The 26,160-nt window shown below is 72.8% G+C and carries 18 protein-coding genes; 8 read left to right on the forward strand and 10 right to left on the reverse strand.

What is annotated here, in order from left to right; genetic code table 11:
* Nucleotides 1-29 precede the first annotated feature (29 nt).
* The 4 genes from ACFZCY_RS38030 to ACFZCY_RS38045 all read right to left on the reverse strand — a co-directional run bounded on the left by ACFZCY_RS38030 (nucleotide 30) and on the right by ACFZCY_RS38045 (nucleotide 6,015).
* Nucleotides 30-1,034: an ABC transporter permease gene (locus tag ACFZCY_RS38030; protein ID WP_391184138.1), complete on the reverse strand. Its 1,005-nt coding sequence runs from the start codon at nucleotides 1,032-1,034 to the stop codon at nucleotides 30-32.
* Nucleotides 1,035-1,060: 26 nt separating this feature from the next.
* Nucleotides 1,061-2,575: an ATP-binding cassette domain-containing protein gene (locus ACFZCY_RS38035; protein WP_391184141.1), complete on the reverse strand. Its 1,515-nt coding sequence runs from the start codon at nucleotides 2,573-2,575 to the stop codon at nucleotides 1,061-1,063.
* Complete coding sequence (locus tag ACFZCY_RS38040) at nucleotides 2,572-3,597, reverse strand: substrate-binding domain-containing protein (protein ID WP_391184144.1); 1,026 nt, start codon at nucleotides 3,595-3,597, stop codon at nucleotides 2,572-2,574. The genes ACFZCY_RS38035 and ACFZCY_RS38040 overlap by 4 nt, the downstream gene beginning before the upstream one ends.
* A 1,086-nt stretch (nucleotides 3,598-4,683) precedes the next feature.
* Entirely contained in the window at nucleotides 4,684-6,015 is a 1,332-nt protein-coding gene (locus ACFZCY_RS38045; protein ID WP_391184147.1) for an enolase C-terminal domain-like protein, read from the reverse strand.
* Nucleotides 6,016-6,248: 233 nt separating this feature from the next.
* On the opposite strand from ACFZCY_RS38045, the gene ACFZCY_RS38050 reads away from it, so the two are divergent.
* The 4 genes from ACFZCY_RS38050 to aspA all read left to right on the forward strand — a co-directional run bounded on the left by ACFZCY_RS38050 (nucleotide 6,249) and on the right by aspA (nucleotide 10,958).
* On the forward strand, nucleotides 6,249-6,908 hold the full coding sequence (locus tag ACFZCY_RS38050) for an FCD domain-containing protein (RefSeq protein WP_391184301.1): 660 nt from the start codon (nucleotides 6,249-6,251) through the stop codon (nucleotides 6,906-6,908).
* Between the two features lie 29 nt (nucleotides 6,909-6,937).
* A complete protein-coding gene (locus ACFZCY_RS38055) occupies nucleotides 6,938-8,398 on the forward strand; it encodes an amino acid permease (protein ID WP_391184150.1) in 1,461 nt (486 codons plus the stop codon).
* Between the two features lie 87 nt (nucleotides 8,399-8,485).
* Nucleotides 8,486-9,520 (forward strand): asparaginase, encoded by a 1,035-nt coding sequence (locus ACFZCY_RS38060; protein ID WP_391184304.1) that lies wholly within the window; start codon nucleotides 8,486-8,488, stop codon nucleotides 9,518-9,520.
* A 34-nt stretch (nucleotides 9,521-9,554) separates the two neighbouring features.
* Nucleotides 9,555-10,958, forward strand: coding sequence for an aspartate ammonia-lyase (gene aspA, locus ACFZCY_RS38065; RefSeq protein WP_391184153.1), 1,404 nt, complete (start codon nucleotides 9,555-9,557; stop codon nucleotides 10,956-10,958).
* 6 nt (nucleotides 10,959-10,964) lie between these two features.
* Here the strand turns inward: aspA and ACFZCY_RS38070 are convergent, their stop codons facing one another.
* Together ACFZCY_RS38070 and ACFZCY_RS38075 are read right to left on the reverse strand one after the other, a co-directional pair.
* Complete coding sequence (locus ACFZCY_RS38070; RefSeq protein WP_391184156.1) at nucleotides 10,965-12,269, reverse strand: GAF domain-containing protein; 1,305 nt, start codon at nucleotides 12,267-12,269, stop codon at nucleotides 10,965-10,967.
* Nucleotides 12,270-12,438: 169 nt separating this feature from the next.
* On the reverse strand, nucleotides 12,439-14,898 hold the full coding sequence (locus tag ACFZCY_RS38075) for a SpoIIE family protein phosphatase (protein ID WP_391184159.1): 2,460 nt from the start codon (nucleotides 14,896-14,898) through the stop codon (nucleotides 12,439-12,441).
* A gap of 316 nt (nucleotides 14,899-15,214) precedes the next feature.
* Between ACFZCY_RS38075 and ACFZCY_RS38080 the strand changes: the two genes are divergently transcribed.
* Nucleotides 15,215-17,581, forward strand: a complete 2,367-nt coding sequence (locus tag ACFZCY_RS38080) for a molybdopterin-dependent oxidoreductase (protein ID WP_391184162.1) — start codon at nucleotides 15,215-15,217, stop codon at nucleotides 17,579-17,581.
* Nucleotides 17,582-18,092: 511 nt separating this feature from the next.
* The gene (locus ACFZCY_RS38085; RefSeq protein WP_391184165.1) at nucleotides 18,093-18,338 is read left to right on the forward strand and encodes a hypothetical protein; all 246 of its coding nucleotides are present in this window, start codon (nucleotides 18,093-18,095) and stop codon (nucleotides 18,336-18,338) included.
* A 24-nt stretch (nucleotides 18,339-18,362) separates the two neighbouring features.
* Here ACFZCY_RS38085 and ACFZCY_RS38090 read toward each other — a convergent pair whose 3' ends face one another.
* On the reverse strand, nucleotides 18,363-19,679 hold the full coding sequence (locus ACFZCY_RS38090; RefSeq protein WP_391184168.1) for an MFS transporter: 1,317 nt from the start codon (nucleotides 19,677-19,679) through the stop codon (nucleotides 18,363-18,365).
* Nucleotides 19,680-19,715: 36 nt separating this feature from the next.
* Nucleotides 19,716-20,621 carry a type II CAAX prenyl endopeptidase Rce1 family protein gene (locus tag ACFZCY_RS38095; protein WP_391184171.1) on the reverse strand — a complete coding sequence of 302 codons (906 nt, stop codon included), beginning with the start codon at nucleotides 20,619-20,621 and terminating at the stop codon, nucleotides 19,716-19,718.
* Nucleotides 20,622-21,053: 432 nt separating this feature from the next.
* Here ACFZCY_RS38095 and ACFZCY_RS38100 point away from each other — a divergent pair, with 432 nt between their 5' ends.
* Nucleotides 21,054-22,535 carry an amino acid permease gene (locus tag ACFZCY_RS38100; RefSeq protein ID WP_391184174.1) on the forward strand — a complete coding sequence of 494 codons (1,482 nt, stop codon included), beginning with the start codon at nucleotides 21,054-21,056 and terminating at the stop codon, nucleotides 22,533-22,535.
* A gap of 55 nt (nucleotides 22,536-22,590) precedes the next feature.
* Entirely contained in the window at nucleotides 22,591-24,207 is a 1,617-nt protein-coding gene (locus tag ACFZCY_RS38105) for a GMC oxidoreductase (RefSeq protein ID WP_391184177.1), read from the forward strand.
* A gap of 69 nt (nucleotides 24,208-24,276) precedes the next feature.
* Here the strand turns inward: ACFZCY_RS38105 and ACFZCY_RS38110 are convergent, their stop codons facing one another.
* Nucleotides 24,277-24,504, reverse strand: a complete 228-nt coding sequence (locus tag ACFZCY_RS38110; protein ID WP_123104156.1) for a DUF5133 domain-containing protein — start codon at nucleotides 24,502-24,504, stop codon at nucleotides 24,277-24,279.
* A gap of 121 nt (nucleotides 24,505-24,625) precedes the next feature.
* Entirely contained in the window at nucleotides 24,626-26,116 is a 1,491-nt protein-coding gene (locus ACFZCY_RS38115; RefSeq protein WP_391184180.1) for an MFS transporter, read from the reverse strand.
* Nucleotides 26,117-26,160 lie beyond the last annotated feature (44 nt).

The raw sequence follows: 26,160 nt of genomic DNA on the forward strand, positions 1-26,160 counted from the left end.
TCCCATCTGCGGAGACATTCCCCTTAATACTATGACTCCTGGGCCTCCCCGGTCGTCAGTCGTGCCACGACCAGGGCGAGCAGGATGATCCCGCCGTAGATCGCCTGGATCCAGAAGGACGACACCTGGGCGAGGGTGAGCAGGTTCTCCAGCATGCCCAGCAGCAAGGTGCCCAGCAGCGCGCCCAGCAGGGAGCCACGGCCGCCGCGCAGGCTGATGCCGCCGATCACCGCGGCCGCGAACACCGTGAAGATCAGACCGCTGCCCTGGTTGGCGCCCACCGCGCCGACCCGCCCCGCGATGACCAGCCCCGCCACCCCCGCCAGCGCGCCGCCGACCACCAGCACCGCCCAGCCCACCCGCGCGGTGCGGATGCCCGCCGCCCGGGCGGCCGGGGCGCTGCCGCCGATCGCGTACACCGCGCGGCCGAGCCGGTGGTAGCGCAGCACGAACCCGGCCAGCGCGAAGCACAGCGCGGTCACCCACACCGAGACCGGCACCCCCAGCCACTCCCGCGAGCCGAGCACGAAGAAGGCGTCGGGCGCGTTGAACAGCGTCCTGCCGGAGACCAGGCCGATCAGCACACCGCGCAGCACGATGTTCATCGCCAGCGTCACGATGAACCCGTTGAGTCCGAGCCCCACGATCAGCGCGCCGTTGACCGCCCCGATGCCCGCTCCCGACAGCGGGATGACCAGCAGCCCCACCCAGGTCGGCAGCTCGGTGCCGAAGCCCGCCGAGGCGGCCGGGATGACGACCAGGAAGCCCAGGGCCGGGGCCAGACCCGCGATCGACTCCAGGGAGAGGTCCATCCTGCCGCTGATCAGGATCATCGCCTCGGCGAGCACCAGCAGCCCGAGCGCCGAGGACGCCCCCAGGATGTTCACCAGGTTGTCCCGGTGGAGGAAGTCGGGGTTGCCGACCGCGCCGATGACCAGCAGCAGGACCACCGCGGGCAGCAGCGCCAGATCGCGGATCCGGACCGGGAGGAGGCGCCGGGCGCGGCCCGCCCGCGGGGTGGCGAGGTCATGCATGGGCGACGTCGTTTCGACGGGTGAGGTCATTCATGGCCGAGGGTGACCCCTTCGATCGAGGCGACGAGTTCCCGGTCGGTCCAGCCGGCGCGGTGCGTGACGGTCACGAAGCCGCCCACCATCACCAGCACCCGGTCGCACGCCCGCAGATCCTCCAGCCGGTCGGAGACGATCAGCACCGCGCGCCCCTCGGCCCGCGCCCGCAGCGCGGTCTCCAGCAGATCGCGCTGGGACCGTACGTCCACCCCCGCCGTCGGGTCGATCAGCACCAGCACCCGGGGATCCGTGGCCAGCGCCCGGGCCATGACGACCTTCTGCTGATTGCCGCCGGACAGCGCGGTCACCGGCTGGGCCGGGCCGCGGGTGGTGATGCCGAGCCGCTCGATGGCGCGGCGGGCCACCGCGTCCCGGGCGGACGGCCGGATCAGCCCCCGGGGGCCTAGCCGGTCCCCGATGGGCAGCGTGATGTTGTCGGCCACCGACAGCTGCGGGATCAGCCCCTGCGTGCGCCGGTCGCGCGGTACGCAGCCGACCCCGGCGGCCAGCGCCGCGGTGACGCTGCCCGTTCGCAGCGGACGGCCGAAGACCTCGATCCGGCCGGCGGTCGGCCGGTGCAGCCCGGCCAGCGCCTCGCCGAGCTGATGGCTGCCCGAACCCGCGAGCCCGGCCAGCCCCACCACCTCACCGGCCCTGATGGTGAGGCCGACGTCGTGGAAGTACGCGCCGCTGAGCCCCTCGGCCCGCACCGCCACCTCGCCCCCTGGGCCCGGCGGGGGCGGAGCGCCGGGCCGGGCGGGGGCGGCCGGTTCACCGGTCATCTCCTCGATCAGGGCCCGGGTGGGCAGCTCCCCGACGGGCGCGGTGACGATCCTGCGGGCGTCCCGGAAGACGGTGACGGCCTGGCAGACCTCGTACACCTCGCGCAGATGGTGCGAGATGTGCAGAAAGGTGACCCCGGCGGCCTGGAGCCGCCGCATGTGCGCGAACAGCCGCGCCGTCGCCCGGCTGTCGAGCTGCGCCGTGGGCTCGTCCAGGATGACGAAGCGGGTGCCCCGCGAGAGCGCCCGCGCGATCTCCACCATCTTGGCGTCCTCGACGCTCAGATCCCCGGCCCGCGCGCCCTCGTACACCGGGATGCCCCAGGCGTCCAGCAGCGCCCGGGCCCGGCGGCGGGTCTGCCGCCAGCTGATCACCGAGGTGCGGGGGAGGACCGGCTGATGGCCCAGGAACAGGTTCTCCGCCACCGTCAGATCGCTGATGATCATGGACTGCTGGTAGACGCAGGCCACCCGGCGGCGCCAGGCCGCCCGGTCCGCGACGGCCGGGGCGGGCTCCCCCTCGAACCACACCGTGCCCGCGTCCGGCCGCTCCAGCCCGGTGATCACGGCCACCAGCGTGGACTTGCCCGCGCCGTTGCGCCCGACCAGGGCGTGCGTCTCCCCCGCCCGCACGGTGATCCCGGCCTCCCGCAGGGCCACCGTCGGCCCGTACCGCTTGGTGATCCCGCGCGCTTCGCACAGCGGTGGCCGCCCGGTGGTCATCCGCGATTGCCCCACAGCGCGGGGTCGTTCACATTGGCCCGGGTCACCAGCGGGGCCGGAAGCTGATCCTCCAGGATGCCTCTGCGCACCTCGACGATCGTGCTGCCGTGATCGGTCCGCCCCTTCCGGAACGGCTTTCCGGCCATCGCCCGCTTGATGTACACCATGGCGTACCGGGCGTACAGATCCGTCGGCTGGGAGACGGTCGCGTCGATCCACCCCTTGCGGATCGCGTCCAGCTCCTGCGGGATGCCGTCGTTGGAGACGATCGCGATATGGCCCCGGTGGCCTGCCGGGTGCAGCGCCCCGTGGCGCTGCAGCGTACGCAGCGTGGGCGCCAGGTACACGCCCCCGGCCTGCAGATAGATGCCCTTGATGTCCGGATGCGCGCTGTACAGCGCCTCCAGCCCGGCCGCGGCCTTGTCCGCCTGCCACCCGGCGGCGATGTCGAGAACCCGGACGCGCGGGTAGCGGCGCCGCATGCACGCGTCGAACGCTGCGGTGCGGTCCCGCCCGTTGACCGACGCCAGATCGCCCTCGATCTGCACCACCTTGCCGCTCCGCACGACCCGCCCCAGGCTGCGGCACGCCTTCTCGCCGTACGCCCGGTTGTCGGCCCGCACCACGATCGCCACCTTGCCCCGCTCGGGCGCCACGTCGACGGCCACGACCGGGACGTGGCGCCGCTGTGCCGCCTGCAGTCCGGTGACGATGGCGGCGGAGTCGATGGGGGAGACGACCAGCCCGTCGACGTTCTGGGCGAGCAGATTGCGGATGTCGCCGACCTGCTGGCTCGCGTCGTTGTTGGAGTTCACCGTCGGCAGCACCCGGACGCCCACCTTGGCCGCCTGCCGCGGGATATCGCGGTCGTACGCCTCCCAGAACGGCGACGTCAGGAACGGCACCACCACCCCGACCCGCCGCCCGCCGCCGGCCCCCTCGGAGCAGCCCGCGGCGGCCGGGCCGCAGACCAGCACGAGGACCGCGGCGGCGGTGGCGAGGCGGTGGCGCGTCGTGCGCATCGTGCTCCCGGCTCCAGGTCACGGAACGGCTGTGGCGACCATAAGCCGCCCGCCCGCCGTCTGATCCGGGGCACGCCGCCGGGGTCCCCGGCAGGGGTCACCCCGATACGCCCGCCGGTGGCTGGGGGCTTTTCCCCCACCCGCCCCTTCCCGAACCAGGGAGCTCCGCCCCCGGACCCCGGACGCCCCGCGCGTGCCCCGATCGCCGGAACGGGCCACCACGCAACCGCCCGGCACCTGCCGGGGCCTGGCACGCGCCGGGGGCCGGGGTCTGGCGGCCTCCTCGGGCCCGGCGTTCCCGGGATCCGGGCCGGCCGGGCCCTGGCGTCCCTGGGGGCTTGGCGCCCGCCGGGGACCGGGGACCGGGGTCCGGCGTCCGCCGGGGGCCTGGCCTCCTCGGGCCCGGCTCCACTGGGGTCTGACGTCCGCCGGAGTCTGGGGTCTCCGGGGGCAGGCCCCCGGGGCCGGGGGCGGCCGGGGGTCTGGCGTTTTCGGGCCCGGCGTTCCCGGGATCCGGGCCGGCCGGGCCCTGGCGTCCCCCGGGGGCTTGGCGCCCGCCGAGGTCTGGCGCCCCCGGGGGCTTGGTGTGCACGGGGCCCGGCGTTTTCGGGTCACGAGCGGTCGGACGGTCTGGCGCCAGGGGGCTGGCGTCTCCGGCGTCCGGTGCCCCGGGGGCCGGGGCGCGGTGCCCGCGGGGGGTCTGGTGTGCCCAGGGTCCGGCGTCCGCCAGGGGCCTGGCGCGCGGTACCTGGCGTCTCCGGGGCCCCGGGCGGCGCCGGGGTCTGGGGTTCGTCGAGTCCGGCGTTCCCGGGGTCCGGGCGGGCCGGGCCCTGGTGTCCCCGTCGGCTGGCGGCCGCCAGGGGCCTGGCGTGCCCGAGGGCCGGCCTCTACGGGGTCAGGAGCGGTCGGATGGTCCGGCGCCCGGCCGGAGCCCGGAGACGGCCGGGGTTCGGCGCCCGGCCGGGGCTCGGTGTCCGTGGGGCAGGCGCCCGGGGTCAGGAGCGGTCGGACGGTCCGGCGCCCCGGGCCCGCCCCCACGTCCCACGCGCCGGGCCCGGGGAGGGGCCCCCACGGCGCCGCGTGGCGCTACCGCCACGCCGCGCCGTCGGGGTAGGCGTAGGTCCGCAGGGCCTCCGGGCGCAGGGTCGCGCTGAAGCCGGGGGTGGTGGGGGCGTGGTAGCGGCCGTCGGTGACGATCGCCGGGTCGAGGAAGTGCTCGTGCAAATGGGCGGAGTATTCGACGGCCCGGTCCCGCCGGGTGCCCGAGACCGCCACGTAGTCGAACATGGCCAGGTGCCGGACCAGTTCGCACAGCCCGGCGCCGCCCGCGTGCGGCCACACCGGAACCCCGAACTCGGCGGCCAGCAGCAGGATCGCGAGATTTTCGTTGACCCCGCCGACCCGGCAGGCGTCCAGCTGCAGCACATCGAGCGCGCCCGCCTGCAGCAGCTGCTTGAAGACGACCCGGTTCGCCGCGTGCTCGCCCGCCGCGACCTTCACGGGTGCGACGGCGCGACGGATCGCGGCCAGCCCGATGATCTCGTCCGGGCTGGTCGGCTCCTCGATCCAGTACGGGTCGAACCGGGCCAGCGCCCGGGTGCGCTCGGCCGCCTCGCCGACCTCCCAGCGCTGGTTGGCGTCGAGCGCCAGCCGGATGTCGGGGCCGATGACCTCGCGGGCGATCCGGCAGCGCCGGATGTCGTCGGCGGGGTCGGCGCCGACCTTGAGCTTGATCTGGGTGAAGCCGTCGGCGACGGCCGCCCGCGCGGTCCGGGCGAGCCGGTCGTCGTCGTAGCCGAGCCAGCCGCAGGAGGTGATGTACGCCGGGTAGCCCTCGGCCCGCAGGCGGGCCTCGCGCCCGGCCCTGCCGGGGGCGGCGCGGCGCAGGATGCGCAGGGCGGCGTCGGGGGTGAGGGCGTCGGTGAGGTAGCGGAAGTCGGCCAGCGCGACCAGCTCCTCCGGGGACAGGTCGGCCAGCAGCTTCCACAGCGGCTTCCCGGCGCGCTTGGCGGCGAGGTCCCACAGGGCGTTCATCACCGCCGCGACGGCCATGTGGATGACGCCCTTCTCGGGGCCCAGCCAGCGCAGCTGACCGTCGTCGGCGAGCGAACGGTAGAGGTCCGCCAGACCGCCGGGCAGGCCGGGCAGTTCGGCGCCGACCAGCCGGGGGCGCAGGGCGTCGATCGCCGCGACCTCGATCTCGTTGCCGCGGCCGATGGTGGCGCAGAAGCCGTGGCCCTCCAGGCCGTCCCCGGCGTCGGTGCGGACGACGACGTACGCGGCCGAGTAGTCCGGGTCGGGGTGTGTGGCGTCGGAGCCGTGGAGCCAACGCGAGGTGGGGAAGCGGATGTCATGGGTGTCGAGTGCCGTGATCCGCGTCCTCGTCGTCCTCGTCACAGCGCGTCGTGCGGTCGTCATCGCGCGTCACACCCCGTCCCTTCGCCCCCTCAGTCGCAGTCTCCGGCCTGGACGGCGAAAAGTCCATATACGCATAAAGCGGGCATTGGGTGGCCGAATTCATTCGCCAGACGGCCGGATCATTCGCCGCATCAGAAGTCTTGACAACGCTTTGGCGCACGGCTCAGGATCCTCGGGTGAACTTGTCAGACAGCCAGACAGGCGCTGAATCGTTTCCTCGTCGGGTGAGTGCCATGGAAGCGGTGCTCAGCCACCTCCGGGGCGCCATCGAGCGCGGCGACTACGCGGTGGGGGACAAACTCCCCTCCGAGGCCGAGCTGTGCCGTCGTCTGGAGGTGAGCAGGCCGGTGCTCCGCGAGGCCCTGCGGGCCCTGCAGACCATGGGGCTCACCGCCTCGCGCACCGGCAAGGGCACCTTCGTCATCTCCAGCGGTCCGGTGGAGGACCCCACCTTCGGCGACTACGCCGCGAGCGACCTGCTGGAGGTGCGGCGGCACATCGAGATCCCCGTCGCGGGGTACGCGGCACTGCGCCGTTCCGCCGAGGACCTCGACCACCTCGCCCATCTGCTGGACCGGATGGAGCGGGAGACCGACACCACCGCCTGGGTGGCGATGGACACCACGTTCCATCTCGCCGTCGCCCAGGCGGCGCAGAACCCGGTCTTCCGCAGGGTGATCGAGGAGATCCGTGACGCCCTGGCACGGCAGTCGGCATTTCTCAACGAACTCGGCGGCCGCCGGGAGCAGTCCAACCGAGAACACCGGGCGATCGTCGAGGCGCTCGCCGACGGGTCCGAACCCGACGCGGTGGCGGCGATGACCCACCACCTCGAACGGGTCGAGACCACCCTGACCTCCATCGTGCGCCCCGCTTCGGCGGACGGCGTGTGATACGTACCAACGGAAGGCGGACAGCAGGCGTGAGCGAGCAGTCCCTCCGGCAGGAAGAACGCCACGACCAAGGGCCCGATCAGCCCCAGCATGTCGACGCCGGTGACGCCGGCTACAGCAAGTCCCTCAAGGCCCGGCATGTCAACATGATCGCCATCGGCGGTGCCATCGGCACCGGGCTCTTTCTCGGCGCGGGAGGGCGCCTGAAGGACGCCGGGCCCTCGCTGGCCCTGGCGTACGCGATCTGCGGCCTCTTCGCCTTCCTGGTGGTGCGGGCCCTCGGTGAACTGGTGCTGCACCGGCCGTCCTCGGGTTCGTTCGTCTCGTACGCCCGGGAGTTCCTCGGCGAGAAGGGCGCCTACGTCGCCGGCTGGATGTACTTCCTCAACTGGTCCACCACCGGCATCGCCGACATCACCGCGGTCGCGACCTACACCCACTACTGGGGCATGTTCACCGACATCCCGCAGTGGGTGATCGCGCTGATCGCGCTCGCCGTCGTGCTGACGGTGAACCTCATCTCCGTGAAGATCTTCGGTGAGCTGGAGTTCTGGTTCGCCATCATCAAGGTCGGCGCGCTGGTCCTCTTCATGGCGATCGGCATCTTCCTGCTGGTCAGCCGCCACCCGGTGGACGGCCACACCACCGGCCCCAGCCTGATCACCGACCACGGCGGCCTGTTCCCGCACGGTGCGCTGCCCATGCTGCTGATCATCCAGGGCGTCGTCTTCGCCTACGCCTCCGTCGAACTCGTCGGTGTCACCGCGGGCGAGACCCTGGAGCCCGAGAAGGTCATGCCGAAGGCGATCAACTCCATCATGTGGCGCGTCGCCGTCTTCTACGTCGGCTCCGTGGTGCTGCTGTCCATGCTGATGCCCTCCGGCTCCTACTCCGGTGACCAGAGCCCGTTCGTCACCGTGCTCTCCAAGCTCGGCGTGCCCGCGGCGGGCGGCGTGATGAACCTCGTCGTCCTCACCGCCGCGATGTCCAGCCTCAACTCCGGGCTCTACTCCACCGGCCGGATCCTGCGCTCGATGGCCATGGCCGGCTCCGCACCCAAGTTCACCGGCGCGATGAGCCGCACCCAGGTGCCCTACGGAGGCATCCTCCTCACCTCCGGCATGTGTGTGCTGGGCGTCGGCCTCAACTACGTCGTGCCCAGCAAGGCGTTCGAGATCGTGCTCAACTTCGCGGCGCTCGGCATCCTCTCCACCTGGGCGATCATCATGATCTGTCATCTGCTCTTCTGGCGCCGCGCCCGGGCGGGCCACCTCACCCGGCCCGGCTACCGCCTCCCCGGCTCGCCGTACACCGAAATCGTCACCCTCGGCTTCCTCGCCTCCGTCCTGGTCCTGATGTGGGCCGACGGCGGACCCAGCCGGCTCACCGTCATGGCGCTCCCGGCGATCGCGCTGGCGCTGGTCATCGGCTGGTTCGGCGTCAGGCGCCGGGTGGACGCCACCCGCGCCGAGGCGGCGCCGGCCGAGTAGACCGGCCCGACCGACCCGGGCCCCACCCGAACCGGGCGGATGAACCACCCCGTGAACCACCCCGACGACCGGAGCATCACCATCACCATGAACACCACCACCGGGCAGCACACCGACGACGCTCGCCACACCCCGGCCGAGCCCCCCGTCATCCGCGAACCGCGCCATGTGCCGCTCGCCCATGTCGTACGCGCCGGTGTGATCGAGGGCGTGCACCATGGGTCGGCGGTCGTCCTGGCCGCGGACGGCCGGGTCGAGTTCCAGGCCGGCGACATCGACGCCGCGTTCTACCCGCGGTCCGCGCTCAAGCCCGTGCAGGCCGTCGCGCTGCTGCGCGCCGGGCTGCCGCTGGACGGTGAGCTGCTCTCGCTCACCGCCGCCAGCCACTCCGGCCAGGACGACCACCTGGCCGGGGCCCGGCGCATCCTGGAGATGGCGGACCTCACCGAGGACGACCTGCGCAACACCCCCGACCTGCCCTACGGCTCCGCGATGCGCGAGCAGTGGCTGCGGGCCGACCGCCAGGCCTCCCGGCTGGCGCAGAACTGCTCCGGCAAGCACGCCGCGATGCTGTACACCGCGAAGCTGCGCGGCTGGTCCCTGGAGGACTACCTCGACCCCGCCCACCCGCTCCAGCAGGTGATCGCCGAGACCGTGGAGGACCTGACCGGACAGCGCGTCGCGCGGGTCACCGTCGACGGCTGCGGCGCGCCGCTGTTCTCCGTCTCCCCGCTCGGCCTCGCCCGCGCCGCCGCCGCGATCGCCTCCGCGGCCCCGGACACCCCCGAGGGCCGGGTCGCGGACGCCATGCGCACCCACCCCGAGATGGCGTCCGGTGACGACCGGGACGTCGCCCGGCTCATGCGCAAGGTGCCCGGGCTGCTCGCCAAGGACGGCTTCGAAGGCGTGCAGATGGCCGGGCTGTCCGACGGCCGGGCCCTCGTCGTCAAGATCGCCGACGGCGCCGACCGCGCCCGGATGCCGGTCACCGCAGCCGCCCTCGCGCACTGCGGCATCGACCCCGACGTCCTCACCGAATTCGCCACCACCCCGGTCCACGGCGGCGGCACCACGGTCGGCTGCCTGCACGCCACCGGAGCCCTCGCCCTGCCCGCCGCCTGATCCGCCCGCCCACCGTGAGGAACCTCGCACAGCCATGACCGCTGACTCCGGCACCCGCCGCGAACACGACCTTCTCGGCGACCGCGACGTACCCGCCGACGCGTACTGGGGCATCCACACCCTGCGCGCCTCCGAGAACTTCCCCATCACCGGCACCTCCATCGCCGCCTACCCGCACCTGATCAACGCCCTGGCCGCCGTCAAGGAGGCGGCGGCCCGCGCGAACGAGGACCTGGGCCTGCTCTCCTCGCTCAAGGCCGACGCCATCGCCGCGGCCTGCCAGGAGATACGCCGCGGCCGACTGCACGACCAGTTCACCGTGGACGTGATCCAGGGCGGCGCCGGGACCTCCACCAACATGAACGCCAACGAGGTCATCGCCAACCGGGCCCTGGAGATCCTCGGCCACGCCAAGGGCGACTACGGCATCCTCCACCCCAACGAGGACGTCAACCTCAGCCAGTCCACCAACGACGTCTACCCGACCGCCGTCAACGTCTCCACGATCATCGCCGTCCGTGAGCTGCACGCGGCCATGGAGACGCTGCGCCTGGCGTTCGCCGCCAAGGCCGAGGAGTTCGGCGACATCCTGAAGATGGGCCGCACCCAGCTCCAGGACGCGGTGCCGATGACGCTGGGCCAGGAATTCTCGGCGTACGCGGTGATGCTGGAGGAGGACCAGAGCCGGCTGCTGGAGGCCTCCGGCCTCGTACACGAGATCAACCTCGGCGCGACCGCGATCGGCACCGGCCTCAACGCCCCGAAAGGTTACGCCGAGGCCGCCCGCGGCCACCTGGAGAACATCACCGGACTGCCCCTGATCACCGCCGCCAACCTGGTCGAGGCCACCCAGGACTGCGGCGCGTTCGTCCACCTGTCCGGCGTCCTCAAGCGCATCGCCGTCAAGCTCTCCAAGAGCTGCAACGACCTGCGGCTGCTCTCCTCCGGCCCGCGCGCCGGGCTCAACGAGATCAACCTGCCTCCGGTGCAGGCCGGTTCCAGCATCATGCCCGGCAAGGTCAACCCGGTCATCCCCGAGGTCGTCAACCAGGTGGCCTTCGAGGTGATCGGCAACGACGTGGCCATCACCATGGCCGCCGAGGCCGGACAGCTCCAGCTGAACGCCTTCGAACCGATCATCCTGCACTCCCTCTCGGAGAGCGTCACCCATCTGCGCGCCGCCTGCCTGGTGCTGGCCGACCGGTGCGTCGCGGGCATCACCGCCAACGCCGAGAACCTGCGCGCCACGGTCGAGAACTCCATCGGCCTGGTCACCGCCCTGAACCCGTACATCGGCTACAGCGCGGCCACCAGCATCGCCAAGGAGGCCCTGGCCACCGGGCGCGGCGTCGCCGAACTCGTCCTGGAGAAGGGGCTGCTGCCCGCCGAACGCCTCGCCGAGGTGCTGAGCCCGGAGGAGGTCGCGGGCCGCGGCTGAGGCGGCTCACCCGCGCAGGCGGGCGACCGCGGGGGCCACGCTGAACGGCAGGAGATCCTGCCCGCTCTCCGGCCTCCGCACCTCGACGCGGATCCGGTCCGCGAACCGGTAGGGGCGGTGCGCGAGCACCGCCCCGAGCCGTCCGCGCAGCCGGGACATCGCCGCCCGCACGGTGACCGTCCGGGTCGGGTCGCCGAACAGATCGTGGGCGAGCTGCGCCGCCGTGCGCCCCTCGGGGTGCGCGGCGAGCACCAGCAGCAGTTCGGCGTGGCGGGCGCTGAGCCCGTGCGTCCAGACGCCGGAGGGGCCCGAGAACGTCAGCGACCAGTGGTGCGGATGCATGACGTCCAGCACCAGGTGGCCGGATCCGGCGGGCGCCGCCGGGGCGCCGTCCTCGCCGTCGAGCACCCGCAGCAGATGGCCGCCGGGCAGCGGCTCCACCGCGCAGGTGCCGAGCGAGGGCAGCCAGACCGGCCCGTACGGTGCCTCCCGCGCCGCCTTCGGCAGCGGCAGCCGGTGGTCCCGCGGGCTGAACCCGGTCACGGCGGCGACCCAGCCGTGCCGGTCCACCACGGCGGCCTTGCCCGGGATGCGGGCGAGGACGGGCGCGGCGAGGGCGCGCAGCGCGTCCAGTTCGCGGCTGTGGGCCCGCCGCAGTTCGCCCTCGGCCCACCGGGCCGTCGCCGTGACCAGGGAGAGCACGGTGGGGTGGGCGGTGGGGGCAGGCCCGCTGATGTCGATGACGCCGAGCAGCTGCCCGTCCCGGGGGTCGTGCAGCGGCGCGGCGGCGCAGCTCCAGGTGTGGAAGGCGCTGACGAAGTGTTCCGCGGAGTGCACCCGCACGGGCGCCCGGACGGCGAGCGCGGTGCCGATGCCGCTGGTCCCGGCGGTCTCCTCGGCCCAGTGCGCGCCTTCGGTGAGGGCGATGCCCTCCGCGTGCCGCCGGACGCCTCGGTGGCCGTCGATCCAGAGCACCCGGCCGTCGGCATCCGCGATGATCATGATGTGGCAGGCCGCCTCCGCCGCCTCCAGCAGCCCGCTGTGCAGGGTGGGCAGCACATCGGCCAGCCGGGTCGCCCGCCGGCGCCGCTCCAGTTCGTCCAGGCTGAGCAGCCCCCGGAGGTGGCCGCGGTCCGGGTCCAGACCCAGCCGCAGCATCCGGTCCCAGGACTGGCCGATCACCGGGCGCGCGGGCAGCGGGAGCCTGCCGCGGCTCAGCGCGGCCTCCCGCATCACCGCCATCAGCCGGGCCGACTCGGCGGGGCTCAGTGCGGCCAGTGAGTCGCAGGAACGCGTGGCTTCAGTTCGCATGCAGTGCGGCCTTTCGTTCCGCCGCGGGGCCCGCCACGCCGGCGGGCGGCGGCGTCCGCCTGACGCCGCATGCCATGGTGCAGCCTCACGTCCGTGCCGAACAGGGCTTCCGGCCGCCGATTGTAGTGAAGCCGGACGTCCCTCACGGACCTGAGGCGTGCGGGCGGGATCAGCCGTCGGCCGGGGGCAGGGACTGCTCCGCCCAGATCGTCTTGCCGGTGCCGGTCTGCCGGGTGCCCCAGCTCTGGGTCAGCTGAGCCACCAGCAGCAGCCCGCGGCCGCCCTCGTCGAAGGTGCGGGCCCGGCGCAGATGCGGCGCGGTGCCGCTGCCGTCGGACACCTCGCAGATCAGCGTGCGGTCGTGGATCAGCCGCAGCTGGATGGGGGCCTTGGCGTGCCGGATGGCGTTCGTGATCAGCTCGCTGACCACCAGCTCGGTGGTGAACACGGCCTCGTCCAGGCCCCACGCCTCCAGCTGTGCGGAGGCGTCCCGGCGGGCCTGCCCCACCACGGAGGGGTCGGCCGGCAGGTCCCAGGTGGCCACGTGGCCGGCGTCCAGGGCGCGGGTGCGGGCGAGCAGCAGCGCCACGTCGTCCGCCGGGCGGCCGGGCAGCATCTTGCTGAGCACGATGTCGCAGGTGGCTTCCAGCGACTCGGTGGGCTGGGCCAGCGCGGAGCGCAGCGTGTCCAGCGCCCGGTCGACGTCCTGGTCGCGGGACTCGAGCAGACCGTCGGTGTACAGGGCGAGCAGACTGCCCTCCGCCAGCTCCACCTCCACCGTCTCGAACGGCAGACTGCCCAGCCCCAGGGGCGGGCCGCCGGGCAGATCGAGCAGGTCCACCGAGCCGTCGGGGGCCACCACCGCGGGCGGCGGATGCCCCGCCCGGGCGATCGAACAGAGCCGGGAGACCGGGTCGTACACCGCGTACAGGCAGGTGGCGCCGATGTCCCCGCTGGTGGCCCCCGCGCCCGCCGGGCCCTGGGCGCTCTCCGCCTCCGCCGAGAGATGGTTGACCATGTCGTCCAGGTGGGTCAGCAGCTCATCGGGGGCCAGATCGACATCGGCGAGGGTACGGACCGCCGTGCGCAGCCGTCCCATGGTCGCCGACGCCTGCACCCCGTGGCCGACCACATCGCCCACCACCAGCGCGACCCGCGCCCCGGACAGCGGGATCACATCGAACCAGTCGCCGCCCACCCCGGCCTGCGGGCCCGCGGGCAGATAGCGGGAGGCGACGTCGACGGCCGCGCTGCGCGGCAGGGTCCGCGGCAGCAGGCTGCGCTGCAGGGCCAGCGCGGTGTTCCGCTCCCGGGTGTAGCGGCGGGCGTTGTCGATGCAGACCGCCGCCCGCGCCGTCATCTCCTCGGCGAGCAGCAGGTCGTCCTCCTCGAACGGCTCGGGGCGCTGGTGTCGGGAGAACGTCGCCACGCCGAGCGTGGTGCCGCGGGCGCGCAGCGGGATCGCCATCGTGGAGTGGAAGCCGAACTGATGGATCGACGCGGCCCGGTCCGGGGCCTCCGCCGCCCACCGGGAAACCGCCGGGTCCGTCACCCGGTTCAGCAGCCCCCGCTCCAGCTTCAGGCATTCGGCGGCGGGGGAGAAGTCGGGGTACGCGGCCACCTTCCCCACCTCCACCACAGCCTCCGGGGTGCCCGCGAACACCGACCGGGCGGCGACCCGCCGCAGCATCACATGGCCGCTGAGGGGGCCCGGGCGCGGTTCGCTCCCGCCGTGCACCGAGGGCAGCAGATCGAGGGTGACGAAGTCGGCCAGCTCCGGGACCGCCACATCGGCCAGCTCCTGCGCGGTGCGGTCGATGTCCAGGGTGGAGCCGATCCGGATGCTCGCCTCGTTGAGCAGCAGCAGCCGCCTGCGGGTGGTGTGCTGCGGGGTCCGGTCGTGCGCGGACAGCATCACGGCCGCCACCCGGCCCTCACCGTCCCGCAGCGGGGCCAGCGAGGTCGACCAGGCGACCGGACGGTCGCGCCCGGGCATCCGCAGGAACAGCTCGATGTGCTGCTCCTCGCCGGTCTCCAGCACCCGGAGCATCCGCTCCTCGGTCTCCTCCGCCTCGGGCCCGGGGGTGATCTCCGGCACCCGCAGCCCGCGGATCTCCTCCTGGGTGAGGCCCAGTACCCGCTCCATGTCCTGGTTCGCCCACCGCAGCCGCAGCCCGGTGTCGTACACCGCCATCGTGCACGGCCCCTGGGCGAAGCAGCGCTTGAGCAACTCCTCGTCCGCCAGCGGCCGTTCCGGCCGGGGCAGCGGGGAGACGACGAGCCATTCGGTGGCCCCGCCGGGCGCGGTGACGCGGTGTGCCAGCAGCCCGGCCGTGACCCGGGAGCCGTCGCGGCTCAGCAGCGTCACCCGGCCGCGGAACCGGTCGGGCGGATTCAGCGTGCGCAGGGTTTCGGCCACCGACCGCGGATTTGCCTCGTCGGCGAGCAGACCGGCCGCCGACCTGCCCACGATCTCCTCGGACCGGTATCCGAGCAGCCCTTCGGCCCCCTCGTTCCACTGGGTGACGATGCCGTGCTCGTCGACAGTGGCCCTGGCTGTGGACGCCTCGTCGATGAGGTCGTCCGACCGGACGGGCTGCTCGCGCGGCGGCGTGTCCGGTCGCGTCATGTGGTCATCTCACCTTGCCCTCGGACTTCCGCCATGGGCAGATGACGGCCTCCACCGCCGCGGCCCTGGCGGGGAGTGAACCCATTTGGTCGCGCGTTCAAGTATGCCATCGGTGGCCGAATATCGGCATACGCGGAACGGGATCGACGATAACGCTCAGCAGCCGGTCGCCACCCTACCGCCCGCCCCCTCCGATGGGCCGACCGGCTGACGCCGGCCGGCCGGGGTGCGGCCCAGGATCGACCGAGGGGGAGTGAGCGGGGCAAAGAGAGGAACTGGAGGGAGGGAGAGAACGGACGAAAGGCGAGACCACCTCATGAGCAGGGCAGCGAGCAACGGAGCCGACGACACGGCCCACGACGGCGACGGAACGGGGCCGCACCCGGGCGCCACCTCCCGCGGCCACCCCCACAGCTCGCACTGGGGCGCCTTCGAGGCCGCCCTCCGCCCGGACGGCGGCCTCGACGTCACCCCCGACCCCCGCGACCCCCACCCCGCCGCGCTGCTGCGCAACGTGCCCGCCGCGCTCGGCCCCCGCGACCGGGTGCTCACCCCCTACGTACGCCGCGGCTGGCTGGAACACGGCCCCGGCCCCGACCCGGCCCGCGGCACCGACGGCCATGTGCCCGTCCCCTGGGACGAGGTGATCCCGCTGCTGGCCCGCGAACTCGACCGGGTCCGCACCACCCACGGGAACCGGGCCATCTTCGGCGGGTCGTACGGCTGGGGCAGCGCGGGCCGCTTCCACCACGCGCAGAGCCAGATCCACCGGTTCCTCAACTGCCTCGGCGGCTACACCCGCTCCGTCAACTCCTACAGCCTCGGCGCGGCCCACCCCCTGCTGCGCCATGTGGTGGGCGACGACGCCCCGATCAGCAACCCCACCCCGCTGTCCGTGCTGGCCGAGCACACCGGCCTCTTCCTCTGCTTCGGCGGGATGCCGGCCAAGAACACGCAGGTCAACGCGGGCGGCATCAGCCGCCACCGGGCCGCGGGGCTGCTGAGCGCGGCCCGCGACCGGGGCGCCCGCTTCGTCCTGGTGAGCCCCCTGCGCGACGACCTCGCCGCCGAACTGGACGCCGAGTGGCTGGCCCCCGTCCCCGGCACCGACACCGCGCTGATGCTGGCGCTGTGCCATGTGCTGATCGAGGAGGGCCGGTACGACGCGGACTTCTGCCGCCGCCACTGCGAGGGCTTCGACACCTTCGCCGGTCACGTCCTCGGCCGGGACGGCTCCGCCGCCAAGACCCCGCACTGGGCCGAGGAGATCTGCGGCATCCCCGCCGCCCGGATCGCCGCCCTCGCACGCGAGCTGACCGAACACCGCACCATGATCTCCCTCAGCTGGTCGCTCCAGCGAGCCCACCGCGGCGAGCAGCCGCTGTGGGCGGGCATCGCGCTGGCCTGCCTGCTCGGCCAGATCGGGCTGCCCGGCGGCGGCTTCGGCCACGGCTACGGCGCCACCGGCGGCACCGGCGCCGGAACGCTCCCGTACAAGCTGCCCACCCTGGACCAGGGCACCAACCCGGTCCCCGACTTCATCCCCGTCGCCCGGATCGCCGATCTGCTGCTGCACCCGGGCGAGGAGTTCGAGTACGACGGCGGGCGCCACACCTATCCCGACATCCGGCTCGTCCACTGGGCCGGCGGCAACCCCTTCCACCACCACCAGGATCTCGGCCGCCTGCGGCGGGCCTTCGCCCGCCCCGACACGGTCGTGGTCCACGAGCCGCACTGGACGGCCACCGCCCGCCACGCCGACTTCGTGCTGCCCGCCACCACCACCCTGGAGCGCGACGACATCGGCGGCGCCAAACAGGACACCGCGCTCATCGCCATGCACCGCGTCGCCGACCCGGTGGGCGAGGCCCGCGACGACTACCGGATCCTCAGCGACCTGGCCACCGAACTCGGCACCGGCCACGCCTTCACCCAGGGCCGCGACGCGCGCGGCTGGCTGGAACACCTCTACGAGAGCTGGCGCCGGGGCCTGCCGCCGGAGTACGCGCCCGAGGAGGACTTCAAGACCTTCTGGAGCGCGGGCCGCGTCCCGCTGCGCGCCCTGCGCGAACAGCGCATTCTGTACGCCGGGTTCCGCGCCGACCCCGAGGGCGCGGCGCTGCCCACGCCGAGCGGCCGCATCGAGCTGTACTCGGCCACCATCGCCTCGTACGGCTACGACGACTGCCCCGGCCACCCCGCGTGGCTGCCGCCGGAGCCACGGGACGCCGATGACGCCGACGACCCGGGCGCGTACCCCCTGTACCTGATCGCCAACAACCCGCCCACCCGGCTGCACAGCCAGCTCGACCAGGGCGAACTCAGCACCGCCTCCAAGGTCCGCGGCCGCGAACCGGTCCGGATGCACCCCGGCGACGCCGCCGCGCGCGGCGTACGCGACGGCGACGTGGTGCGGATCCGCAGCACCGTGGGCAGCTGCCTGGCGGGGGCCGTGCTCAGCGACGTGGTGCGGCCCGGCGTGGTCCAGCTCTCCACCGGCGCCTGGTTCGACCCCTCGGCGCCCGAGGTGGCCACCTGCGTCCACGGCAACCCCAACGCGCTGACCCGCGACATCGGCACCTCCCGGCTCGCCCAGGGCTGCACCGGCCAGCTCGGCCGGGTCGAGGTCGAACGCCACGACGGACCGCTGCCCGCCGTCCGTGCCCACGACCTGTCACATTGAGCGGGCATGGACGAAGCACTCCCGGGGAATCGGAGCGGTCTTGTTGCCATCTTGCGGACAAAAGGCAGATCGGGGTCGTCCCGGCGCTAAGTTAGTCGGTCTGGTGGTCGTCATCCGAGGCTCGGTGTGCCCAGTGGCGGTTGTAGTGCTGTGCGTACTCGCTGACGACGAGGTGGAGGTGTCGTTGTCCGGTGACAGGATGCGGTCGACTTCGCGGTGGCATGATCCGATCCAGCGTTCTGCGATGACGTTCATCCGGGGAACCTGGGGCAGTGTCGGAATGACGTGCACATCGATGGCCTGAAAGACGGCGTCGAAGCTGTTCGGTGAAGTAGGCGATGCGGTTCCGGACGAGGAACCTGACCGGCTCGGTCATGTCGCCGAGGTCCATGAGGCAGTTTCGGGCTCGCTGAGTACCTGTTTTCGGAGGTTGGCCTTGCCCCTGGTTCTCCCACACCCGTTCCGGCACGCTGCCACCACAGCAACCGGACCCACACGAAAGCAGGCACACATGCGCAAGACACGCACCGCCCTCACCGTCCTCGCCCTCTCGCCCGCGACGCTGACAGGCACGACCACCGGCGCCGCCGCCACCGACAACTTCTCAACCAGCCGTGCGGCCGCGGCTCCGTGCACCGTGCCCGACGCGTTCTGCGCCACCAGCGGCAGCGGCGACCAGCTCGTCCTGCACTGCGGCGAGTCCGCATTAGTGCCTTGGAGCGGCGTCGGATACTGGCCTGTCCACCGGGAAAAATAATGTGCCAAGCGGCGCAATGCGCCGTCAGCCCGCCGCGTCGACGGCCGGGGCCGTCCCGCCCGGCGCCGGTTTCACCTCGTACGCATGCGGCAGATCGCGGCGCCGCCGCATCGGTCCCAGCGCCAGGATCAGCCAGCAGGGGGCCAGCACCCCCGTCATGATCCAGATGGTGGGGCGCGGTCCGAGCGTGTCGCCGAGGAGTCCGCCGAGCAGCGAACCGAGCGGGATGGTGCTGTGGTTGAGCATCATCGTCGTCGCGACCACCCGGCCCAGCAGCTCGGGCGGGCAGTAGCGCTGCCGGAAGCTGCCCAGCACCACGTTGCACACCGCGACGCCCGTCCCCACCGTGAACCAGCCGACCGCGAAGAGCAGCAGCCCGGCCCCGGGCGTGGTCAGCGGCATCAGCAGGGCGAACGGGCTGGTGACCGCCTGCAGGACGAGCATGCCGCGGGCGGATCCGAAGCGGCGGCCGATGGCCGTGGCGAGCAGGGCGCCGAGGATGCCGCCGAGGCTGCCGGACATGATCAGGACACCGACCGTCGCCTCGGACACCCCCACCGTGCGCACGAGGAACACGATCTGCACCGCCTGATATCCCATCAGCGCCATGTTGAGCACGGCCCCGTACGTGACCATCGGCCGCAGATACGGGTCATGGCGGACGAAGCGCAGCCCCTCGCCGATCCGGCGGCGCAGCGTGGCCGTTGCGTCGGGGGCCGGCGGGGCCGGTTCCCGGACCCGGATCATCAGCAGGCACACCGCCGAGACCATGAAGGTCAGGGCGTCGATCAGCAGTCCGGCGACCGCGCCGAACGCCTGGGCGATCAGCCCGGCGGTGCCGCTGCCGACCACGCGCGTACCGGCCTCGCTGCTCTGGAGCTTGGCGTTTCCCTCCAGCAGATCGCGCTCGTCCAGCACCGCGGGAATGTACGCGTGGTACGCGGTCTTGAAGAACACCGCCGACACCCCGCACATCACCGCCACCGCGAGCAGCTGGGCCAGCGTCAGCACATCGCACCAGGCCGCCACCGGGACACTCACATACAGCGCCGCCGACACCAGATCGCAGGCGATCAGCAGCGGCCGCCGCCGGACCCGGTCCACCCAGGCCCCCGCCGGGAGCCCGATCAGCAGCCACGGCAGCCACACCGCGGCGGCGAGCAGGCCGACTTCGAACGCGCCGGCCCGCAGCTCCACCACCGCGACCAGGGGCAGCGCCACCGTGGTGATGCTGGCGCCCAGCCCGCTGGTGGTCTCGCCCAGCCAGAGCAGCCGGAAGTCCCGTTGCCTCAGCACCCCGAGGCGCCGTCCGGCCCCCGGGGTATCACTCGTCGTGTTCATGGCCTCTTGATACGGGTCCGGGCAGGGCCCGTCACCTCATTTGATCGTGGCGGCACGGGCCCAACTGCCCTGCCCGGCCCGCCGGAAGAGCCCGAACCCGGCGGTGGCCACGAGGAGGTACGCGGGCACCAGCAGCACCGCGTCCGGTGCCGTCGCCTCGACGGGCCAGCCCGTGTGGCGTCCGCCGCCGTCCAGCGCGATCCGGTTGACGGTCAGAAACGTCAGATGGGTGCCGATGGCGGCCCACAGGGGTGCCTGCCGCACCGCTGTCCTCGCCGCGACCAGCGTCAGCCCGAAGACGGTCAGCAGGATCAGGTAGTCCACCGGGTGCTGCCCGTCCGGTGCCCAGCCGACCGGCCCCGGTTCGCCGCCGAGGAGCCGTACGGTCGCGGCCTCCACCACCGTGGAGGCGCCGGGCACCAGCAGGAACACGCCCGTTGTGCCGAGCGCCGCCACCGCGCCGCCGAACCGCTGCCGCAGTGAGAACCAGGCGTAGCCGCGCAGCGTCGTCTCCTCCGGCAGCGCCTCGAGCAGCAGCGCCACCACCGCGTTGGAGAGGAGGAAGCGGGCGAGGTCGAGGGGGTCGGCCTCGGACCAGCGCAGCATGCCCGCCGCCGTTCCCGCCCCCAGCACCAGGGCGGCCGCCCCGGCCGTCACCCCCGCCCCGGTCAGGAACGCCCGCGCGCTCGCCCGCGCGCCGCCGAACCCCAGCGATGTCAGCGGCCGCCCCGCCCGCCGCGTCAGCAGCCACACCACGGGTACGGCCACACCGCTCACCAGCGCGGCCGGTGCCGCCCGACCCAGGAAACCGCTCACCTGGGCCGTCGCGCCCACCCCGGTTCCCACCCCCAGGGCCACGGCCATCACCAGCCCGCCGAGGAGGGCCCGGCCGAGGGCGAGGGCGGTCGAGGGGGCGGGCGGGGCAGGGTGAAGCCGGGGCATACGGGGATCCTCGAGCGCTGCGTCGGGCCGTGGACGATGTCCCCGTCATCCTCATGCCCCACGCCGCCCGGGGCCTCGTGATCGATGATGAAAGGCCGGTACATCCTTCGATGTATAAAGCGGCTGCGTACGCGCCCCTTTCGCGAGGTGCCGATCCTCCGGGCGGACGGCCTCGCTTTCTTACGTCTGTATGAAACCGAGGGGGTCGATGCGTGACGTCTGTCGATGGCCGGGGTCTGGTGGGACACCTAGATTCCACTGAACCGCAACCCGCCCCACACCCGCCTTCACCGGGCTCAGGTCCTGTTCGGGGCCCCTTTTCGTGTCACCGATCGGGGACACGGCTCACCACCGGTGACGCCTTCCGCGCGCCCCCACAGGGGTGCGTCCGCGCGCGCCGGCTCCCGCCGTCATGAAAGACGAGGAACGATCATGAGCGCCCAGAAGCCGATCACCACGGACGCCCGCGCCCCCGGTGGCGCCGAGTCGCCACCGGGCGAGGCCCCGCCCGGTGCCACCGGATCCGGCTCCGGTGCGGGCGAGGGCCTGCAGGCCGGGCTGAAGAACCGCCATCTGTCGATGATCGCCATCGGCGGGGTCATCGGGGCCGGGCTGTTCGTCGGCTCCGGTGCGGGGATCGCCGCGGCGGGGCCCGGCATTCTGCTCTCGTACGCCCTGGTGGGCGCCCTGGTCGTGCTGGTGATGCGGATGCTCGGCGAGATGGCCGCCGCCGATCCGGTCTCCGGTTCGTTCTCGTCGTACGCGGACCGGGCGCTCGGCCGCTGGGCGGGGTTCACGATCGGCTGGCTGTACTGGTTCTTCTGGGTCGTGGTGCTGGCGGTGGAGGCCACCGCGGGGGCGGCCATTCTCACCGGCTGGGTGCCCGCGGTGCCGCAGTGGGCATGGGCGCTCATCGTGATGGTGGTGCTGACCGCCACGAACCTGTTCTCCGTCGGCTCCTACGGGGAGTTCGAGTTCTGGTTCGCGGGCATCAAGGTGGTCGCGATCGCCGTGTTCATCGTGGTCGGCGGGCTCGCGATGTTCGGACTGCTGCCGGGTGGCTCCGACGGTGCGGTCGGTGCCGCGAATCTGACCGGTCATGGCGGTTTCCTGCCGAACGGTCCCGGCGCGGTGCTCACCGGCGTGCTGATGGTCGTGTTCTCGTTCATGGGCAGTGAGATCGTCACGCTCGCGGCGGCGGAGTCCGCCAATCCGCGCAAGGCGGTCGCCCGCGCCACCAACAGTGTGATCTGGCGGATCGCGGTCTTCTACCTCGGTTCGATCCTCATAGTGGTGACCCTGCTGCCGTGGGACTCCCCCGCGGTGAAGAAGAGCCCGTACGTGGCCGTGCTGGACCACATCGGCATCGCCCACGCCGGTCAGCTGATGGACGTGATCGTGCTGACCGCCGTGCTCTCCTGTCTCAACTCCGGTCTGTACACGGCCTCCCGGATGGCGTTCTCGCTCGGCGGGCGCGGAGACGCGCCGAAGAGCTTCAGCCGCACCACCGGGCGCGGTGTACCGGCCACGGCGATCCTCGCCTCGGTCGTCTTCGGATTCGTCGCGGTGTTCTTCAACTACGCCTACCCCGACACCGTGTTCCAGTTCCTGCTGAACTCCTCGGGCGCGGTGGCGCTCTTCGTCTGGCTGGTGATCTGTTTCTCCCAGCTGCGGATGCGCCGGGTCCTGGAGCGCGAGTCCCCGGAGCGGCTGACGGTGAAGATGTGGGCGTACCCGTATCTGACCTGGGTCACCATCGGCATGATCGTCTTCGTGGTCGGCTACATGTTCACCGACCCGACCGGCCGTGAGCAGATGGTTCTGTCGCTGCTCGCCGCGGCCGTCGTGCTCGGTGTCGCGCTGGTGCGCGAGGTGCGGCGCAAGCGGACCGAAAAGGATCTGGCGCGGCGGTAAAAGACCATGTGCACGCAGGATGGGCGGAGTGGCTCATTCCGCCCATGATGCGGCCATGGAAGTAAAACTGACGCGTCGTCACTTTCTGGGGCTGGCGGCCCTCCAGACGGCCGCCGCCCTCGGAGTCACCCGAATCGGCCTCACCCCGGCGGCCGCCGCCGAGAGCGCCGACTACGCCCCCGCCCTCGTCATCGGATCCGGCTACGGCGCGGCGGTCGCCGCGCTGCGGCTGGGCGAGGCGGGCATCCGCACCCTCGTCATCGAGATGGGCCGGCTGTGGGAGGCGCCGGGCCCCGACGGGGCGGTGTTCTGCTCGATGACCGCCCCCGACCAGCGCTCCATGTGGTTCAAGCGCAGAACCGAGGCGCCGCTGTCCACGTTCCTGTGGCTGGACGTCATCAACAAGGACATCACCCCCTATCCCGGTGTCCTGGACCGGGTACGGCACCCGAACATGTCCGTCTACGTCGGCCGCGGGGTCGGCGGCGGATCACTGGTCAACGGCGGTATCGCGGTCACCCCGCCCCGCGCGTACTTCCAGGAGATACTGCCGGGCGTCGACGCGGACGCGATGTACGGCACGTACTTCCCGCGTGCCAATCGCATGCTCGGCACCTCCCCCGTCCCCACCGACTGGTTCGAGACCACGGAGTGGTACCAGTACACCCGGGTCGCCCGGGCCCAGGCGGCCGCGGCGGGGCTGAGGACCGTCTTCGTGCCCAGCGTCTACGACTTCGACTACATGCGGCGCGAGGCCGCCGGGACCGCCACCAAGTCCGCGCTCGCCCAGGAGGTCATCTACGGCAACAACCACGGCAAACGCAGCCTCGACAAGACCTATCTCGCGGCCGCCCTCGGCACCGGGAACGTCACCATCGACACGCTCAGCCGCGCCCGGGCGGTGCGGCGGGCCGCCGACGGCACGTATGTCGTCACCGTCGACCGCCTCGACACCACCGGCGCGGTCACCGCGACGGACGAGATCGGCTGCCGCTCCCTCTTCCTCGGCGCGGGCAGCCTCGGGACGACCGAACTCCTGCTGCGCGCCCGCGAGACCGGCGCGCTGCCGGGGCTGAACGCGGAGGTCGGCCGGGGCTGGGGCGGCAACGGCAACGTCATGCTGGGCCGTGCCAACCACATCTGGAACCCCACCGGGGCCCATCAGTCCACGATCCCGGTGATGGCCGTCGACGACTGGTCCAATACCGCCAATCCGGTGTTCGCCGAGATCGCCCCGCTGCCGGCCGGCACCGAGACCTGGGCCAGCCTCTACCTGGCGATCACCAAGAACCCCGAGCGCGGCACCTTCACCTACGACGCCGCCAAGGACGCCGCCGTCCTGAACTGGACCGCCGGGCAGAGCGCCCCGGGCATCGCCGCCGCGAAGTCCCTCTTCGACCGGGTCAACGCGGCCAACGCCACCATCTACCGCTACGACCTCTTCGGCGACACCCGCGCCTTCGCCGCCGACTTCTGCTACCACCCGCTGGGCGGCTGCGTGCTGGGCCGCGCCACGGACGCGTACGGCCGGGTCGCCGGTTACCAGCGGCTCTATGTGACCGACGGATCCCTCATCCCGGGGTCCCTCGGCGTCAACCCCTTCGTGACGATCACGGCCCTGGCGGAACGCACCATGGCCCGTGTCATCGCCGAGGACAACGTGGGCCGCTAGCGGCGGACACCACGCGTACGCCGGGACGCCCCGTACCGCGCCCCGGCGCATCACCTCATCCGTCCGGCGTCAGGTGCTCAGCAGGGAGTCGTCCTGGACGCGAGCGCCGGGGAGCCGGTGGCGGGCCGCGATCAGGGCGGTGTCCACATCCCGGGTCCCGGTGGCGACGCACAGGGTGTAGGCGACATCGTCCATGCGCTGCCGCACCTCCGGGCTGCCCACGTCGGCGTGCAGAGCGTGCAGGGTCTCGTACTGCTCGATGAGATTGCGCAACACGGCGGGGTGGGCCATCAGCATGGGGGCTCTCCTCGGGTGATGAGACTGCCGGAGATCGGCTGGTCGGGCATGCGTGTACCCGACACACGAGCCCTCATGCACGGAAATCGCCGGCCCGCCGCGGGCTCAGGTCTCCGCGGGCTCAGGTCTCCGCGGGTGTGGCGGGCCTCCCGGCGGTGGCGGGCGCGGCCGCCTCGGCGTCGGCCGGACGCTGCCCGGGGAGGAAGGCGGCGAGGACGAAGGCGAGGAGCGCGGCCCCGGCGCCGACGGCCATGACCACCCGGAAGCCGTTCTGGGCGGGGAGGGCGACGGAGCCGAGCGTGATGGTCATCTCGGCCAGGACGACGCCCGCCACCGCGCTGGAGACCGAGGTGCCGATGGACCGCATCAGGGTGTTGAGGCTGTTGGCCGCGGCCGTCTCCGACACCGGCACGGCCGCCATGACGAGCGCGGGCATGGCGCCGTAGGCGAGCCCGATCCCGGCGCCGATGATGCTGGAGACGAGGACGAGGTGCCAGATGGCGGACATCAGCGCGATGTTGAGCCCGTAGCCCGCGGCGACCACGACGGCGCCGAGCATCAGCGTCACCTTGGGGCCCTTGGCCTTCGAGACGCGTGCCGACAGCGGCGCCATGGCCATCATCACCAGACCGGACGGCGCCAGGACCAGGCCGACGGTCAGCATCGTCTCCCCGAGGCCGTAACCGGTGGCCTCCGGCAGCTGGAGCAGCTGCGGCAGCAGCAGGGACATCGCGAACATGGAGAAGCCGAACGCCGCGGAGGCGAGGTTGGTGAGCAGCACCTGACGCCGCGCGGTGGTGCGCAGGTCCACCAGCGGCCGCGCGGAGCGCAGCTCCCACCGGCCCCACAGCGCCAGCGTGACCGCCGAGGCGAGGAACAGCCCGAGGGTCAGGCCGCTGGTCCAGCCCCAGGTGGCGCCCTTGGAGATGGCCAGCAGCAGGCACACCAGCGCGATCGACAGACCGGCCGCCCCCGCCACGTCGAAGCGTCCGCCGCTGCGCACCGCGGACTCCGGTACGAGCTTCGCCACGAGCGCGGTGGCGACCGCCCCGAGACCGGCCGCGGTCCAGAACAGCACATGCCAGTCGGCGCGTTCGGCCAGCAGCGCGGCGGCGGGCAGCCCCAGGGCGCCGCCGACCCCGAGGGAGGCGCTCATCAGCGCGGTCGCCGCGCCCAGCCGCTCCGCGGGCAGTTCGTCGCGCATGATGCTGATGCCGAGCGGTATGACCCCGGCCGCCAGGCCCTGCAGGGCCCGTCCGACGACCATGGGGGCCAGGGAGTCGCTGAGGGCGCCGACGGCCGACCCGACGACCAGCATGGACAGGCTGACCAGGAGCATGCGCCGCTTGCCGTACATGTCGCCCAGCCGTCCCATCACCGGCGTCGCGACGGCGCCCGCCAGCAGGGTGGCGGTGATGGCCCAGGTGGCGTCCGCCGCCGAGGCGTGCAGCAGGGCGGGCAGCTCGGGGACCAGCGGGATCACCAGGGTCTGCATCAGCGAGACCACGATCCCGGCGAGGGCCAGCACCGCCACGACGGTGTTCGGGCGCGGGGCGTTCACCGGTGGCGGGCCGGAGGCCCCGGCGGCAGGTCTGGGAAGGGCGTCGGGCATGGCGGGGCCTTTCGTCTGTGCGTGCGAGGGGTGCTTCGGCGAGC

It is taken from the genome of Streptomyces sp. NPDC007983 (assembly GCF_042958345.1).
GTDB lineage: Bacteria > Actinomycetota > Actinomycetes > Streptomycetales > Streptomycetaceae > Streptomyces.

Excerpts from the sequence above, each read along its gene's own strand:
- ACFZCY_RS38030 (WP_391184138.1), bottom strand. The coding sequence starts at position 1,034 with ATGCATGACCTCGCCACCCCGCGGGCGGGCCGCGCCCGGCGCCTCCTC.
- ACFZCY_RS38035 (WP_391184141.1), bottom strand. The coding sequence starts at position 2,575 with ATGACCACCGGGCGGCCACCGCTGTGCGAAGCGCGCGGGATCACCAAG.
- ACFZCY_RS38040 (WP_391184144.1), bottom strand. The coding sequence starts at position 3,597 with ATGCGCACGACGCGCCACCGCCTCGCCACCGCCGCCGCGGTCCTCGTG.
- ACFZCY_RS38045 (WP_391184147.1), bottom strand. The coding sequence starts at position 6,015 with ATGACGACCGCACGACGCGCTGTGACGAGGACGACGAGGACGCGGATC.
- ACFZCY_RS38050 (WP_391184301.1), top strand. The coding sequence starts at position 6,249 with ATGGAAGCGGTGCTCAGCCACCTCCGGGGCGCCATCGAGCGCGGCGAC.
- ACFZCY_RS38060 (WP_391184304.1), top strand. The coding sequence starts at position 8,486 with ATGAACACCACCACCGGGCAGCACACCGACGACGCTCGCCACACCCCG.
- aspA (WP_391184153.1), top strand. The coding sequence starts at position 9,555 with ATGACCGCTGACTCCGGCACCCGCCGCGAACACGACCTTCTCGGCGAC.
- ACFZCY_RS38070 (WP_391184156.1), bottom strand. The coding sequence starts at position 12,269 with ATGCGAACTGAAGCCACGCGTTCCTGCGACTCACTGGCCGCACTGAGC.
- ACFZCY_RS38075 (WP_391184159.1), bottom strand. The coding sequence starts at position 14,898 with ATGACGCGACCGGACACGCCGCCGCGCGAGCAGCCCGTCCGGTCGGAC.
- ACFZCY_RS38080 (WP_391184162.1), top strand. The coding sequence starts at position 15,215 with ATGAGCAGGGCAGCGAGCAACGGAGCCGACGACACGGCCCACGACGGC.
- ACFZCY_RS38085 (WP_391184165.1), top strand. The coding sequence starts at position 18,093 with ATGCGCAAGACACGCACCGCCCTCACCGTCCTCGCCCTCTCGCCCGCG.
- ACFZCY_RS38090 (WP_391184168.1), bottom strand. The coding sequence starts at position 19,679 with ATGAACACGACGAGTGATACCCCGGGGGCCGGACGGCGCCTCGGGGTG.
- ACFZCY_RS38095 (WP_391184171.1), bottom strand. The coding sequence starts at position 20,621 with ATGCCCCGGCTTCACCCTGCCCCGCCCGCCCCCTCGACCGCCCTCGCC.
- ACFZCY_RS38100 (WP_391184174.1), top strand. The coding sequence starts at position 21,054 with ATGAGCGCCCAGAAGCCGATCACCACGGACGCCCGCGCCCCCGGTGGC.
- ACFZCY_RS38105 (WP_391184177.1), top strand. The coding sequence starts at position 22,591 with ATGGAAGTAAAACTGACGCGTCGTCACTTTCTGGGGCTGGCGGCCCTC.
- ACFZCY_RS38110 (WP_123104156.1), bottom strand. The coding sequence starts at position 24,504 with ATGCTGATGGCCCACCCCGCCGTGTTGCGCAATCTCATCGAGCAGTAC.
- ACFZCY_RS38115 (WP_391184180.1), bottom strand. The coding sequence starts at position 26,116 with ATGCCCGACGCCCTTCCCAGACCTGCCGCCGGGGCCTCCGGCCCGCCA.